This is a genomic window from Janthinobacterium sp. GW822-FHT07H10 (genome assembly GCF_058798675.1).
Map to the genome: position 1 here is coordinate 260,937 of NZ_JBXAKS010000009.1, position 14,068 is coordinate 275,004.

The following is a 14,068-nucleotide window of genomic DNA, read 5'->3' on the forward strand; positions in this document are numbered from 1 at the left end:
CTGGCTCAGCCTTTTGTCGTTTGCACTTCCGTCTGCACAACGGCCTGGGCTTTCACATCGGCGGCGTCTTCTTCGTCGATGTCCGTGCCCTTGCTGATGCTTTCGCCATCGTCGCGGCGCAAGGTCCAGAAGGTCAGCGAGGACAGCACCGTCAAGCCGGCCAGGGTCAGGAAGGCGTGGTGCAATGCCGTGCTCAGCATGGCGCGGTCCGACTGCGGCATGTCGCCCAGGTACCAGCCCGTGATCAGCGAGCCGAAAGCAAGGCCAAAGCTCATCGACAGCTGCTGCATCGAGCTGGCGATGGTGCTGGCCATGCTGGAGTCGGCATTGTCCACGTCGGCATATGCGATGGTGTTCATGCTGGAAAACTGCAGCGAATTGAAAAAGCCCATGCACAGGCTGATGGCGACGATCACGTACAGGGGCGTGCCCACGCCCACCTGCGAGAACATGGCGATGGTGACGCCGATCAGCACCGTGTTGACGATCAGCACCTGGCGGTAGCCGAAGCGGGCCAGCACGCGTGCGGAAATGAATTTCATGCCCATGGCGGCGGCGGCCGACGGCATCATCAGCAGGCCCGACTGCCAGGCGGGCAAGCCCAGGCCCAGCTGGTACAGCAGCGGCAAGAGGAAGGGCAGGCCGCCCACGCCAAGGCGCGTGACGAAGCCGCCCACCACGGAGACGCGGAAGGTGCGGATCTTGAACAGGGTCAGGCGCAGCAGCGGATGCAGCACTTCGCTCGAGTGCCAGGCATACGCGGCCAGCAGGCTGATCGAGATGAACAGCAGCACGGCAAACGAGGTGGGGTCGATGCGGTGTTCGCCGAAGATTTCCAGCAGCCACGACAGCAGCGCGATGCCCGTGCCGAACAGCACCAGGCCGATCAGGTCCAGCGGGCGCGGCTTGTCGCCGTAATAGTCGGGCATGTAGCGGTGCGCCAGGTACAGGGCCACGAGGCCCACGGGCACGTTGACGAAGAAAATCTCGCGCCAGGACAGCCAGTGCACGATCAGCCCGCCCACCGTGGGGCCCAGCAGGGGGCCGATCAGGGCCGGGATGATGACGAAGTTCATGGCCGCCAGCAGTTGCGACTTGGGAAAGGTGCGGATGATGGTGAGCCTGCCCACCGGCATCATCATGGCCGCGCCCACGCCCTGCAGCAGGCGCGCCGCCACCAGCATCGGCGAATTGACGGACAGGCCGCACAGGATCGAGGCGATGGTGAAGATGGCGACGGCGGCGGAAAACACGCGCCGCGTGCCGAAGCGGTCGGCCATCCAGCCGCTGATGGGGATGCACACGGCCAGGCTCAGGATATAGCTGGTGACGACGGCCTTCAGGCTCAGCGGCGTCACGTTCAGGCTGGCTGCCATGGCGGGAATGGCGGTGTTGACGATGGTGGAGTCGAGTTGCTCCATGAACAGGGCGGTGGCGACCACCCAGGGAAGGTAGCTTTTAATCGGGGAACTGGTCATGGATGCGGAGCCTGGTCGTGGATACTGCGCCTGTGTATGCCAGCAATTGTCACATAAATGGCCCCGCCACGTCGCCGCCGCGCCCGCTGTTGCTGTGCATCATGGAAACGTCGACGGTCTCCCCAGCTTGTCGAGCGCATCCATCAGCGCTTGCGCCGCGTCGGCGATGCGCTCCAGGCTGGCCTCGCGCAGGGCGCTGGTGTCGACCGCATGCCCGGATTCCAGTCCCGCCCAGCGCAGCAGCGCCGCGCAGGCGGCGGGCGTGTCGAACATGCCGTGCAGATAGCTGCCCAGGATCTGTCCGTCGGCCGATACGGCCCCTTCGGGCCGGCCGTCGATGACAAACGCCGGCTGTTGCATGGCCGCGCCGTGCGAGACGCCCATGTGGATTTCATAACCGGCGACGGCAATGTCAGTCGCTTCGTCAAATGCGCAGTGGCCCGTGACCTGTTCCAGCGTCTTTTCGGCCGTCAGCTGCGTGTGCATGTCGAGCAGGCCCAGCGCCGTCGATACGCCGCTGGCGCCTTCCACGCCAAGCGGGTCGTGCACGGACTGTCCCAGCATCTGGAAGCCGCCGCAGATGCCGATCACCTTGCCGCCATAGCGCAGGTGTTTCGCCAGGTAGGCGGGCCAGCCCTGCTGCTGCAGCCAGGCCAGGTCGCCGCGCGTGTTTTTGCTGCCGGGCAGGATCACCAGGTCGGCCGGCGGGATCGGCTGCCCCTGCTTGATGAATTGCAGGTCGATATCGGGATGCGCGCGCAGGGCGTCGACATCCGTGTGGTTGCTGATGCGCGGCAGTTGCGGCACCACGACTTTGAAGGCTCCCCGTTCCGCCTGCATCGCTTCGACGGCGTCTTCCGCATCGAGGAACAGGCCTTGCAGGTAGGGCAGCACGGCCAGCACGGGCTTGCCCGTCTGCTGTTCCAGCCAGTCGATGCCGGGCGCCAGCAGCGAAATGTCGCCGCGGAAGCGGTTGATGACGAAGCCGACGATGCGCGCCCGCTCGCTGTCGGACAAACAGGCCAGGGTGCCGATGATGTGCGCGAAGACGCCGCCGCGGTCGATGTCGGCCACCAGGATCACGGGGCAGTCGACGGCTTCCGCAAAACCCATGTTGGCGATATCGCGCGCCCGCAGGTTGACTTCGGCGGGACTGCCCGCGCCTTCGACGACGACGGCGTCGTATTGCCCACGCAGGCGCGCATAGGATTCCAGCACGGCGCCCATGGCGATGGTTTTGTACTGCTGGTAGTCGCGCGCATCCATCTCGGCGCGCACCTTGCCATGGATGATCACCTGTGCGCCCGTGTTCGACGAAGGCTTTAACAGCACCGGGTTCATGTCCGTGTGCGGCGCGATGCCGCAGGCCAGCGCCTGCAAGGCCTGGGCGCGTCCGATCTCGCCGCCGTCGGCCGTCACCGCGCTATTCAAGGCCATGTTCTGCGGCTTGAACGGCGCCACCGTCACGCCGCGCCGTTTCAGCAATCGGCACAGGGCCGCGACGACGGTGCTCTTGCCGGCGTCGGACGTGGTGCCTTGTACCATCAGCGCCGGAAATGGCGCTTGTCGCGTCATGGGACGGCTTTCGTGCGGCGCTGGCGGGCCAGCTCCAGCTGCTCGCACATGGCGGCCGTGCCTTCGATCATGCGCGGGCCGGCGCGGTTCAGCAAATCGCCATTCAGGCGGAACAGGTTATTGCGGCGCACGGCCGTCATCGACGGGAAGGCGCGCCACATGGCCAGTCCGCCTTCGCTGCGCGCATCGCTTTTCTCGCTGGTGCCGAAGATGACTTCCGGGTCTTCCTGCAGCACGCCTTCCGGCGTGACGACGGGTGCCACCACCTTCATCGCGGCAAACACATTCTGGCCGCCGCATACGCGCATCGAATCGCTGATGATGCTGGCGCCGCTCAAGGTATAGAGAGGCTTGTCCCACACCTGGTAAAACACGCGCACGGGCGGACGCTGCGCGTATTGCGACGTCAAGCTGGCCAGTTTGGCGCGCAGCTGGGCAGCCGCCGGTCTGGCGACTTTTTCCGTCCCCATCAGCTGGCCCAGGCGCTCCATGCTGTCGGGGATGTCGGCCAGCTTGCGCGGTTCGCTGTGGTAGATGGGCACTTTCAGCTGGCGCAGCATGGCGATCTGGCGCTCGGCGCTGCCATGCATCCAGACGACGATCAGGTCCGGCTTCATGGCGATGATGCGCTCCATGTCGTATTGGCGGTTGTCGCCGACCTGCATGATTTTTTTAGCCGCCTCCGGGTAGTCGCTGTAGCTGACGACGCCGGCGATCTTCTCGCCGCCGCCGGCAGCGAACAGCAGTTCCGTGACGTGCGGCGCCAGCGCCAGGATGCGCTGCGCGGGTTTTTCCACGGTGACGGTATTGCCGTCGTCGTCGCGCACGGTGATGGCGGCATGCGCCTGCAGCGAAATCAGTCCGGCCAGCAGCAGCGATATGTTCAGGTTTTTCATGTGTGCTTCCATGCGGTGAGGGCCTGCTGCAGGCGCAGCCAGGCAGGTTCGTCGGGGGGCAGGCCCAGGCGGATGCCGTGGGCGGCGTGGCGGAACAGGCGCACCCAGATACCGGATTCCGCCATGTGGCGCCAGAAGGCGTCGGCGCGTTCTTCCGGCCACCATTGAAACAGCGCCGTGCCGTTGCTGGCGATGCCGTGGGCCGCCAGCAGCTGCCGCAGACGTTCGCCTTGTGCTTGCAGGCGTGCGCGCATCGCCTGCTGCCAGTGCGTGTCGTTCAGGGCGGCCAGCGCCACTTGCTGGGCCGGACCGCTGACGGTCCACGGGCCCAGCAGGTCAGCCAGTTGTGCCAGCAGCGCGGGCTGGGCGGCGACAAAGCCCAGGCGCAGGCCCGCCAGGCCAAAGAATTTGCCCACCGAACGCAGCACGATGAGTCCCGGCTGCTGCGTATGGCGGCCCAGGCTGGCGTGCGATTCCGTATCGCCAAACGCTTCGTCGACCACCAGCCAGCCGCCGCGCGCGGCCAGCCTGGCGGCCCACTCCCGCAGCAGTTCGGGGGCGATGCGTTCGCCCGTGGGATTGTTCGGATTGCAGACGACGAGCACGTCGCAGTGGTCCACGGCGCCGGCCAGTTGCGCATACGGCATCTGGCGCAATTGGTGGCCATGCTGGCCCCAATGGTGCGCGTGTTCCGCATACGACGGCGCGGCCACCACCACGCGCGATGGCGCGCGCAGCCGGGGCAGGGCCTGGATGGCGGCTTGCGTGCCCGCCACGGGCAGCATGGCCGGTGCGCCGTAGTAGGCGCAGGCGGCAGCGGCCAGCGCCGGATCGGCTTCCGGCAGCCGGTGCCAGGCGTTGGCGTCCGGTGCTGGCGCCGCATACCAGTGCGGGTTGATGCCGGTCGACAGGTCGATCCAGTCGGCCAGCGGCCGGCCATATTCGCTCACCGCATCGCGCAGGTTGCCGCCGTGTTCAAGCAAGATAGGTCTCCCGCAGGTAAGACAGGCCCGCCAGCAGCGCCACCCAGATCAGCCACAGCACGGCCGTTTCGGCGACCAGGCGCCAGGCGCGGTCGATATCGTGCGCTTCGGCCGGGTGTCCGCTGCCCAGAGGCGGGCGGCGTTCCAGCTTGCCGTCGTAGATGGCGTCGCCGCCCAGGGCCAGGCCCAGAGCGCCGGCGCCGCTGGCCATGACGGGGCCCGCATTCGGGCTGCCCCAGTGCGGCGCCTGACTGCGCCAGCAGTGCCAGGCGCGCTGCTTGTCGGCCATGCGCTTGCCCAGCAAGACATACGACAGGGCCGTCAGGCGCGCCGGCAGGTAGTTCAATATGTCGTCGATGCGCGCGGCGCAGCAGCCGAACCAGTCGTAGCGTGCGTTGCGGTAGCCCCACATGGCGTCGAGGGTATTCGCCAGCCGGAATAGCACGGCGCCGGGGCCGCCGGCCACGGCAAACCAGAACAGGGTGCCGAAGACGGCGTCGTTGCCGTTTTCCAGCAAGGATTCCGTGCTGGCCTTGGCCAGGCTGGCCGCATCGGCGTTGGCCGTGTCGCGGCTGACGATGCGCGCCGTCAGCAGGCGCGCGTTGTCCAGATCCCCGGCGGCCAGCGCGTCGGCGATCGGCTGGTTATGGTCGCGCAGGCTGCGCAAGCCGAGGCATAGATATAAAAGGAAGACGTGGAGGGCGGCACCGGCCAGGCCGCACAGCCAATAGGCGGCATAGCTGATCGGCAGCACGGCGAGCATCCATGCCAGCGCGCCGCGCACGAAGCGCCCGCGGCCCCGGTTCAGCAGGCGCTCGAGCGCATTGGCGAGGCGGCCAAAACCGACCAGCGGATGCCAGCGGCGCGTCTCGCCCAGCAGCATGTCGAGCAGCACGCCGGCCGTCATCAGGCCTGCCAGCATGGGCAGCGACAAGCCGCTCAGCATGGGCCGCCCTTCAGGTGCAGCGGCAGGCCGGCGGCGACAAAAACGGCCCTGTCGCAGAGGGCCGCGACGGCCTGGTTCAAGCGGCCCGCTTCGTCGGTGAAGCAGCGCGAGATGGCGCCATACGGCACGATGCCCATGCCCACTTCGTTCGATACCAGCACGAGGTCGCAGCCCGTTTCCTCGATTTCGGCCAGCGCGTACAGCAGGTGCGCGCGCTCGCTGTGAAACAGTTCGGGCAGGGTGATGTCACCCACGTCCGGATAGGTCTCGCCGGTGGAAAACATCAGGTTCGTCAGCCACAGGGTCAGGCAGTCGACCAGCAGCAGGCGGCCGGGCAGCGCCTGCCGCAGGATGGCGTCGCCCAGGCGCAGCGGTTCTTCCACGGTGGGCCAGTCTGCCGGGCGCTGCGCCCGGTGATGCGCGATGCGCGTGGCCATTTCGCCGTCGCCCGCCTGCGCGGTGGCGATGTAGATGACCTCCTTGCCGGACGCTCGTGCCAGTTGCTCGGCGTAGGCGCTCTTGCCGGAACGGGCGCCACCGAAGACCAGGGTGCGCGTCATGGCGCTGTCACCACTCGGTGCCGAGTTGCGCGCCAATGCCGGCCGCATACGCATGCTTGACGACGGCCATTTCCGTGACGGTGTCGGCGATGGCGATCAGTTCATCGGGCGCGCCGCGGCCCGTGATGACCACGTGCTGCATGGCCGGGCGTTCGAGCAGGTCGGCAATCACCTGGTGCACGTCCAGGTATTTGTACTTGAGGGCGATATTGAGTTCATCAAACAGTACCAGGCCATAGGCTGGATCGGCCAGGAAGGTCTTTGCCTGTTCCCACGCCAGTTCCGCTTTCTCGATGTCGCGTTCACGGTTCTGGGTTTCCCAGGTATAGCCTTCGCCCATCGCGTGGAAGCTGATTTCGTCGGGGAAGCGGCGCAGGAATTTCTCTTCGCCCGTCGACATGGCGCCCTTGATGAACTGCACCACGCCCACTTTCATGCCGTGGCCCATGGCGCGGATGGCCATGCCGAAGCCGCTCGAACTCTTGCCCTTGCCATTGCCCGTGTTGACGATGATGATGCCGATTTCCTTGTCGGCCTTGGCGATGGCCGCGTCGATGATGGCCTTTTTTCTCTCCATGCGCACGCGGTGGCGTTCGTTGATGGCGGCGGTGTCCGCGTCAATGTTCTTGTTGTCGCTCATGTCAGTCCTCTTTCGGTATGAATATCTTGCGTTTGCCGTGGGCGATGATTTCGATCGGGTGGCCCAGGTAGTCGCTCAGGGTTGGCGCCTGCATGACTTCGGCCACGGGGCCGGCCAGCCAGCCGCCATCGCCCATCAGCAGCAGCGCATGGGTCGAGACGCTGTGCGCCAGGTTCAGGTCATGCCCTACCATGACGACGGTTTTATTCTGTTCGCGGCAGAGTTTGGCCAGCAATCCCATGACGCTGACCTGGTGTGCCAGGTCCAGCGCGTTGGCCGGTTCGTCGAGCAGCAGCAAGGGCGTATCCTGCGCCAGCATCGCGGCGATGGCCACGCGCTGGCGCTCGCCGCCGGACAGGCTGCGCACGTCACGTTCGGCCAAGTGCTCGACTTCCATCGACGCCAGCGCCGCCAGGGCGATGCGCTGGTCGTCGCTGCCTTCCCAATAGTGGTTGTCGTGATACGGGTGGCGCGCCGACAGCACCGTTTCGATGACGCGGTAGGAGAACGCGTCGTGGCGCGCCTGCGCCAGGAACGCCCGTTCGCGCGCCAGCTCGTCGAGCGGCCAGTCGATCAGGGCGCGGCCCTGTATCGTCACGTGGCCAGCATCCGGTTCGCGCAATCCGGCCAGTGCGCGTAGCAGGGTGCTCTTGCCGGCGCCGTTGCGGCCGATGACGCTCCAGCATTCGCCCTCCTGGATGCGCCAGGTGAGGTTTTCCACGAGGCAGCGCGCGCCGGCCTTCAGGCCCAGTTGATAGGTGCGGATCATGTTTGTTTCATCCCCTGCGCAATCGATGCAGCTGGTACAGGAAGACGGGCGCGCCTATCATCGCCGTGACGACGCCGACGGGCAGCTGCAACGGTGCCAGCACGGTGCGCGCCAGTGTATCGGCCAGCACCAGGAAGGTGCCGCCGGCCAGGGCGGCGGCGGGAATCAGCAGGCGGTGATCGGGACCGCAGGCGAAGCGCAGCGCATGCGGCACGATCAGGCCGACGAAGCCCACGCTGCCGGCGCTGGTGACGGCGCTGGCCGTGAGCAGGCCGGAACAGAAGAACAGGCCCTTGCGCAGGGCGCCCACGCGCACGCCCAGCGTGCTGGCCGCTTCCGCGTGCAGGGCCATGACGTTGAGCGAACGCGCGCAGCGCAGCGCGAAGACCATGGCGCCGCCCAGGACCAGCCAGGGCATCAGCCGCGCCGGCGCGCCGGACAGGTCGCCGATCATCCAGAACACCATGCTGCGCAAGCGGCTTTCCGGCGCGATCGACAGCATCAGGGTGACGATGGCCATGCAGGCCGAAGCCAGGATCACGCCCGTCAGCAGCAATAGCGAGGCGCCGCCTTCGGCCGCCGTGCCGCCGCGCAGGTCGCGCCGCGCAAACAGGTACAGCAGCATGGAGACGCCGACGGCGCCAGCGAACGCCGCCGCGTCGACCACCCACAGCGCGCACATGAACAGCAGCGCGGCCAGGGCGCCGACGGAGGCGCCGGCGGAAATGCCCAGCACGTACGGGTCGGCCAACGGATTGCGCAGCAGCGCCTGCATCATCACGCCGGCCAGCGACAGTGCCGCGCCGGTGACAAACGCGGTCAGCGCGCGGCCCATGCGCAGGTCGAGCAGGGTGGCGGCGAGGGTGTCGGTCTTGCCCTGTGCGACATGGAACAGGGCGGAGGGCAGGTCGGCGAGCGGAATCGCGATCGAACCGATCATGCCGGAGAAAATCAGGCTGGCAACTGCGCACGCGACCAGCACCGTGAGGATCACGGTGGCGCGGTGGCGCATATTGCGGAAAAATGGGTGCATGTACTGCCTTAGGTGAAACGGGAGCGGTGCAAGTGGCTGCGGACTTCCTCGGATGCGTTGGTGGGGCGTATACAAAAAAATGGCCCGCATGCGATTGCGCGTACGGGCCATTGTAATCAACTCCTGGCCACTTTAGAAATCGTAGCGTGCCGAGAGTTTCATCTGGCGGCCATTGCTAGGATAGATGCCGCCTTTGCAGCTGAAGGCGTTGGTGAAGTACTGCTTGTCCGTCAGGTTCAAGGCGTTCACAGCCACTTCCCAGGCGCCGAACTTGCGTGCATAGCGGGCGTCGAAGGTGGTGAACGACGGGATCTTGGCAGCGCAGGTATTGGCAAAATCGCTGCCATAGCGCTGGCTATCCACCCATTGCGCGCCGATGTCCGCGCTCTGGCCGTTTTTCGGTACCCACGACAGACGGGCCGACAGGGTGTTTTTCGGGATCAGCGTCAGTTCCTTGCCCGAGTTGACGCCTTCGGTAAAGGTGGCCTTCACGTGCTGGTAGTGGCCGCTGACGCGCCAGTCAGCCGCGATATTCGCGCTGGCATCGAGTTCGAAACCCTGGTGTTTGGTCGGGTCCAGGTTGGTGTTGGCACCCCCGCCAAATTGACCTGCCGTCGGATCGTAATAGATCTCGTTGGTCAGCTTGTGACGGAAGATGCGGGCATCGAGCTTCATGATGCTGTTGTCGTAGGTTGCGCCCAGTTCCAGGTCGTGCGAGGTCTGGCCTTGCAATGGTTTGTTAGCGATAGGGGTGAAGCCATTTTCATCGGCATTAGCGACGCGATAGCTTTGTCCGGCCTTGGCGTACAGATTCACCTGCGAGACGATATCGAAGCTGCCTTGTACATCCCATGCATTGAAGTTTTGCTTGAGATTGTAGGCTGTCGTCAAGTATCCGAGAGGGTCGTTGAAGTCCTTGTCGAAGGTTTCGTGACGCACGCCCGCAGCAATGCGGACGTTTTGCGGGCCAGCGAACTTCAATTCGTCGCGCACATAGAATGCCTGCGATTTCTGCTTTGCCTTGGCTTGGGAATACGAAGCGTCAACCTGCAGGTCCCACTTGATGAAGTCGGCGCCAGCGACGATCTCATTGAGCATGCCGTCGAACTGGCCCAGGTGGCGCAGTCGTGGCGAGAACTGGTTTTGTTTGACCTTGCGTTCCGAGGCGGAAGGACCGAAGCTGCTGAAATAGGTGGACTTGGCCGTCTTTTCACGGTGCGACAATTCGGCTGCCAGATCAACGGCACCCAGGCGGCCTTCGGCGAAGGCGGTGTAGCGGTCGCTGTCGACTGAACCGAAATCTTTCGGAGTCTTCGCCTGACGCGGATTGTCTTCAAATTGGGCCAATGTGATCGAGCCAGGGAGGCGGCTGTCCTGACGCGTGCTGTCGATACGCACACCTGCGCGGACATTCTTGTCCTGCCATTGCGCGCCGCCGCCGAAGTTGGTCTGCTTGTATTCGTTATTGTCGCGATAGTTGTCGGTTTCCTGCTTGCCGACAGCGGCATCGAGAGTGACGTTATTCCAGGTCTGGGCTACGGAGCCGCGCACTTCGCGCTGGCCCAGTTGGCCGACTTCGGCAAAGACGGTACCGCGGCCAGCCTGCTTGCCTGGACGTTTGGTGACGATATTGATCACACCGCTCGTGGCGCCGTCGCCATACAGGACGCTGCTGCCGCCGCGCGTGATTTCGATGCGTTCGACGCTGTCGATGGGGATGCTGGCCAGGACTGGATCGGTCAGTTCATTTTCCGACAGGCGCACGCCATCGAGGACCACGACCGTGTTCTGGCTGGCGGTGGCGCCGAAGCCGCGCAGGTCGAGGGTGAAATCAGGACTGCCGGTGAGGCTTTGGCGGCCATAGATGCCGCCGATCTTGCGGATGGCCTGGTTCACGTCGCTGATGCCCGCGCGGCGGATTTCATCGGCCGTGATGACGGTGGCGCCGATCGGTTGCAATGCCGGGTCGCTATTGAAGCGGGAGCCGGTGACAACGATCTGGTCCAGCGTGTTGTTCGCGGTTTGCGCGAATGCTGGAGCGGCGGCGATGAAGCACAGGGAAATGGCGGAAACCAGGGCGCGCGGCGCCATTGCCGGCGCGCGGCGGTGTAATACGGGAGCAGTCATGATATCGTTTTCTTCGGAAAAAGCACCCGGCTCGCGTCCCCGCAAGCCAGATTCAACGGAAGGCGCGGCGCCCGGCAAGGCCCGCACTTCCACCTGTCCTGGCCGGTATCCGGGCTGGCAAGTAGAGCTATCCCACCTTCCCATGCTCGATGATTGCAAGCACAGTGGTTGTCAGAGATAGCTTGTCGCCCGCTTCCTGTAGGGAGGGGCGACACTTGCTTACCGTTGCGGGGGCAGCACACGCTCGCCGCGATCGCGGCATCGTGTTTCCCGTTTAACTGCGCTCATGGACATGAGCGCGGGCACCAAAACCCCGCCATTATACGTGCAGCAGGCATGGACTGACATGGTTGGCTGGGCAATTCAATATCAGAAATCGACGACGACCGTCGCACCGTAGCCGATTTTATGGGCCGAATTGGCTGCCAGCAGGGCCGTTTCCTCCAATGGCAGCCCGGCTTGCAATGCGCAGAGCAGGCGGATGGTGCCCGCATGGCAGATGATGACCGCCGTTTCGTGTTGTTCGCGCAACAGGTCATGCAGAAATGCATCGATGCGGGCGGCCATTGCCAGCACATTTTCACCGCCGCCGGGGCGGTAGTGGGCCAGGTCGGCCGCCCAGGCGTCGATCTCGGCGCGCTCGATGGCGTGCCAGGGACGCATTTCCCAGGAGCCGAAATCCATTTCGGCTAGCCGGTCGTCAAAGCGCAGGGCGCTGGCAGGCAGGTCTTGCGCCAATGCCGTCGCCAGGTCGGCGCAGCGGCGCAGCGGGCTGGCGTAGAGCGGCACATGTGCCGGCAGGCTTGCTTGCAGGTTGGCGCGCACGGCAGCCATGTCATGCGGCGCCACCGCCACGTCGCTGCGGCCATAGCAGGTGCCGCTGGCGACTTGCGGCGCGGGGTGGCGGACGAGGATCAGGCGCATGCGTGTTTAATAGAAGCGCACGGGAGGCTGGAAGCTGGAGAGGATGGCCAGGTAGGCAGCCACTTCCGCCACCTGCTGCACGGCGCCCAGGCAGTCGCCCGTGTAGCCTTGCAGGCGGCGCTGGCATTTGCGGCCCAGCCAGAATGCGCAGGTGGCCGCCGCCACGATGGCAAAGGTCAGCGCGCCCCAGTCAAATATTCCCAGTACGCCGCAGGCAGCGGCCGGCAGCAGGCCGCAGACGGTGGCGATGATGAATTCACCCGTGCGCATTTCCTGCGCCATCGGCTTGGCCTTGCCTTCGTCGCGCGCGTAGTCCATGAACCGGATCAGCGAGACGGCGGCCAGGCGCGAGAGCGGATGGGCGATGAACAGGGTCGCCACGACGACGGCTGGCGGCAGCGAGGCCAGTGCCGCGCATTTGATGGCCAGCAAACAGAGGATGCCGATGGCGCCATAGGCGCCGATGCGCGAATCCTTCATGATTTCCAGCACGCGATCACGCGTCAAGCCGCCACCGAAGCCGTCGCACATGTCGGCGAAGCCGTCTTCATGGAAGGCGCCCGTCAGGTAGATGCCGGCGGCGACGGCCAGCAGCACGGCCACTGGCGACGGCAGCAGCCAGCTGGCCAGCAGATACACGGCGCCGGATATGGCTGCCACCACTACGCCGACCAGGGGGAAGTAGCGCGAGGCGTGCTGCAGCCAGGCTGGTTCGAACCCCACCCAGCGCGGGATGGGCAGGCGCGTGAAGAACTGCAGCGCGATAAAGAACAGGCGGCACTGGTGGACTGCGGCGGCAAGGGGATTGGCCATGATCTTAGTCCGGCGTGGACTTTTCGCTGACCTGGGCCGAGGCGAAGGTGGCCATCTCGCGCATGAAATTGACGGCCGCGTGCAGCAGCGGCAAGGCCAGCGCGGACCCCGTGCCTTCACCGAGGCGCAAATCAAGCTGCAGCAGCGGACGCGCGCCCAGGCTGGCCAGCAGCTGGCGGTGGCCGTTTTCATCGGAGCAGTGCGAAAACACGCAGTAATCGAGGATGGCCGGCTGCAAACGGGCCGCCACCAGCAGGGCGCTGCTGACGATGAAGCCGTCGATCAGCAATATCATGCGCCGTTCGGCCGCTTTCAGCATGGCGCCCGCCATCATGGCGATTTCGAAGCCGCCAAAGGTGGCCAGCACATCGAGCGGCTCATTGGCTGCCGCATGATGCGCGACAGCCGCTTCGATCACCTGCTGTTTATGTAGTACGCCTTCTTTCGAGAGGCCCGTGCCGGCGCCGACGCAATCGGCGACGGGCGTGCCGGTCAGCTTGTGCATCAGTGCGGCAGCGGCCGTGGTGTTGCCGATGCCCATTTCGCCAAAGCCCAGCACGTTGCCGTCCAAGGTGGCGACCAGGTCCATCCCGGCCTGCATGGCGGCCAGGCATTGCTCCTGGCTCATGGCCGGTTCCGTGGCGAAGTTGCGTGTGCCAGGGCCTTGCTTGCGGTCGAGCAAGCCATCGCGCACACCGAAATCGTGGTTCACGCCCGCGTCTACTATATAGAGGGCGCAATCGGCCTGGCGGGCGAAGACATTGATGGCGGCGCCGTTACCGAGGAAGTTCTCCACCATTTGCCAGGTCACGCTTTGTGGGTAGGCGGAAATACCTTCGGCGACGACGCCATGGTCGGCTGCGAAAACGATGATGGCAGGCTGGTGCAGCGCCAGTTGCGTGCTTTGCTGGATCAGGCCGATCTGACGGGCCAGGGTTTCCAGCATGCCGAGGCTGCCCAATGGCTTGGTTTTGCTATTGATGGCATGGTCGAGTGCGCTGGCCAGGGCAGGATGGGCGGTGGGGGAGATGTGTGGGATAGGCATGGGAATCTATGTGGATGAGGCAGAGTGCGGTCGGCGCTACGATATCACACGGCAATATTTGCCCAACTGCAAAATAGCGCTTGCGGGACGTGCGGTGCTTTGCTATAGTTCGCCTCCCCAATGAGACGCAGTCAAATGCAGCTTTGAGGATCGCCGGAAACGGCGATGCAGTAAAAAGAAGGAGTTGACGGACGTAGCAAATTGCTTCATACTCTTCCTTCTTCGCAGCTGACAAACACAACGCTTTGTCGATGGCGCGAAAGCAGTAACCGAATACAG

13 protein-coding genes and 1 riboswitch are annotated in these 14,068 nt (G+C 65.0%); all 13 genes read right to left on the reverse strand.

Translation table 11 applies throughout. The features are described from left to right. Positions 1 to 5 precede the first annotated feature (5 nt). Entirely contained in the window at positions 6 to 1,478 is a 1,473-nt protein-coding gene (locus tag AC1RDJ_RS20735) for a DHA2 family efflux MFS transporter permease subunit (RefSeq protein WP_493028537.1), read from the reverse strand. Positions 1,479 to 1,577: 99 nt separating this feature from the next. Beyond that, on the reverse strand, positions 1,578 to 3,053 hold the full coding sequence (locus tag AC1RDJ_RS20740) for a cobyric acid synthase (protein ID WP_493028538.1): 1,476 nt from the start codon (positions 3,051 to 3,053) through the stop codon (positions 1,578 to 1,580). Continuing rightward, positions 3,050 to 3,949: a cobalamin-binding protein gene (locus AC1RDJ_RS20745; protein WP_493028539.1), complete on the reverse strand. Its 900-nt coding sequence runs from the start codon at positions 3,947 to 3,949 to the stop codon at positions 3,050 to 3,052. The genes AC1RDJ_RS20740 and AC1RDJ_RS20745 overlap by 4 nt, the downstream gene beginning before the upstream one ends. Beyond that, positions 3,946 to 4,932, reverse strand: a complete 987-nt coding sequence (cobD, locus tag AC1RDJ_RS20750; RefSeq protein WP_493028540.1) for a threonine-phosphate decarboxylase CobD — start codon at positions 4,930 to 4,932, stop codon at positions 3,946 to 3,948. The genes AC1RDJ_RS20745 and cobD overlap by 4 nt, the downstream gene beginning before the upstream one ends. Next, a complete protein-coding gene (cbiB, locus tag AC1RDJ_RS20755; RefSeq protein WP_493028541.1) occupies positions 4,925 to 5,878 on the reverse strand; it encodes an adenosylcobinamide-phosphate synthase CbiB in 954 nt (317 codons plus the stop codon). Before cbiB ends, cobD begins: the two co-directional genes overlap by 8 nt. Next, positions 5,872 to 6,438 (reverse strand): bifunctional adenosylcobinamide kinase/adenosylcobinamide-phosphate guanylyltransferase, encoded by a 567-nt coding sequence (gene cobU / locus AC1RDJ_RS20760; protein ID WP_493028542.1) that lies wholly within the window; start codon positions 6,436 to 6,438, stop codon positions 5,872 to 5,874. Before cobU ends, cbiB begins: the two co-directional genes overlap by 7 nt. 7 nt (positions 6,439 to 6,445) lie before the next feature. Next, on the reverse strand, positions 6,446 to 7,078 hold the full coding sequence (gene cobO / locus AC1RDJ_RS20765) for a cob(I)yrinic acid a,c-diamide adenosyltransferase (RefSeq protein WP_493028543.1): 633 nt from the start codon (positions 7,076 to 7,078) through the stop codon (positions 6,446 to 6,448). 1 nt (position 7,079) lies between these two features. Further along, positions 7,080 to 7,847, reverse strand: a complete 768-nt coding sequence (locus tag AC1RDJ_RS20770; protein ID WP_071325257.1) for an ABC transporter ATP-binding protein — start codon at positions 7,845 to 7,847, stop codon at positions 7,080 to 7,082. 7 nt (positions 7,848 to 7,854) lie between these two features. Next, positions 7,855 to 8,880: a FecCD family ABC transporter permease gene (locus tag AC1RDJ_RS20775; protein ID WP_493028544.1), complete on the reverse strand. Its 1,026-nt coding sequence runs from the start codon at positions 8,878 to 8,880 to the stop codon at positions 7,855 to 7,857. 132 nt (positions 8,881 to 9,012) lie between these two features. Beyond that, positions 9,013 to 11,007: a TonB-dependent receptor gene (locus tag AC1RDJ_RS20780; RefSeq protein ID WP_493028545.1), complete on the reverse strand. Its 1,995-nt coding sequence runs from the start codon at positions 11,005 to 11,007 to the stop codon at positions 9,013 to 9,015. 83 nt (positions 11,008 to 11,090) lie between these two features. Beyond that, positions 11,091 to 11,332: riboswitch (cobalamin riboswitch) on the reverse strand. A gap of 44 nt (positions 11,333 to 11,376) precedes the next feature. Then, positions 11,377 to 11,931 (reverse strand): histidine phosphatase family protein, encoded by a 555-nt coding sequence (locus AC1RDJ_RS20785; RefSeq protein WP_493028547.1) that lies wholly within the window; start codon positions 11,929 to 11,931, stop codon positions 11,377 to 11,379. A gap of 6 nt (positions 11,932 to 11,937) precedes the next feature. Further along, positions 11,938 to 12,744: an adenosylcobinamide-GDP ribazoletransferase gene (locus AC1RDJ_RS20790; protein WP_493028548.1), complete on the reverse strand. Its 807-nt coding sequence runs from the start codon at positions 12,742 to 12,744 to the stop codon at positions 11,938 to 11,940. Between the two features lie 4 nt (positions 12,745 to 12,748). Next, positions 12,749 to 13,789 carry a nicotinate-nucleotide--dimethylbenzimidazole phosphoribosyltransferase gene (cobT, locus tag AC1RDJ_RS20795; protein WP_071325253.1) on the reverse strand — a complete coding sequence of 347 codons (1,041 nt, stop codon included), beginning with the start codon at positions 13,787 to 13,789 and terminating at the stop codon, positions 12,749 to 12,751. Positions 13,790 to 14,068 lie beyond the last annotated feature (279 nt).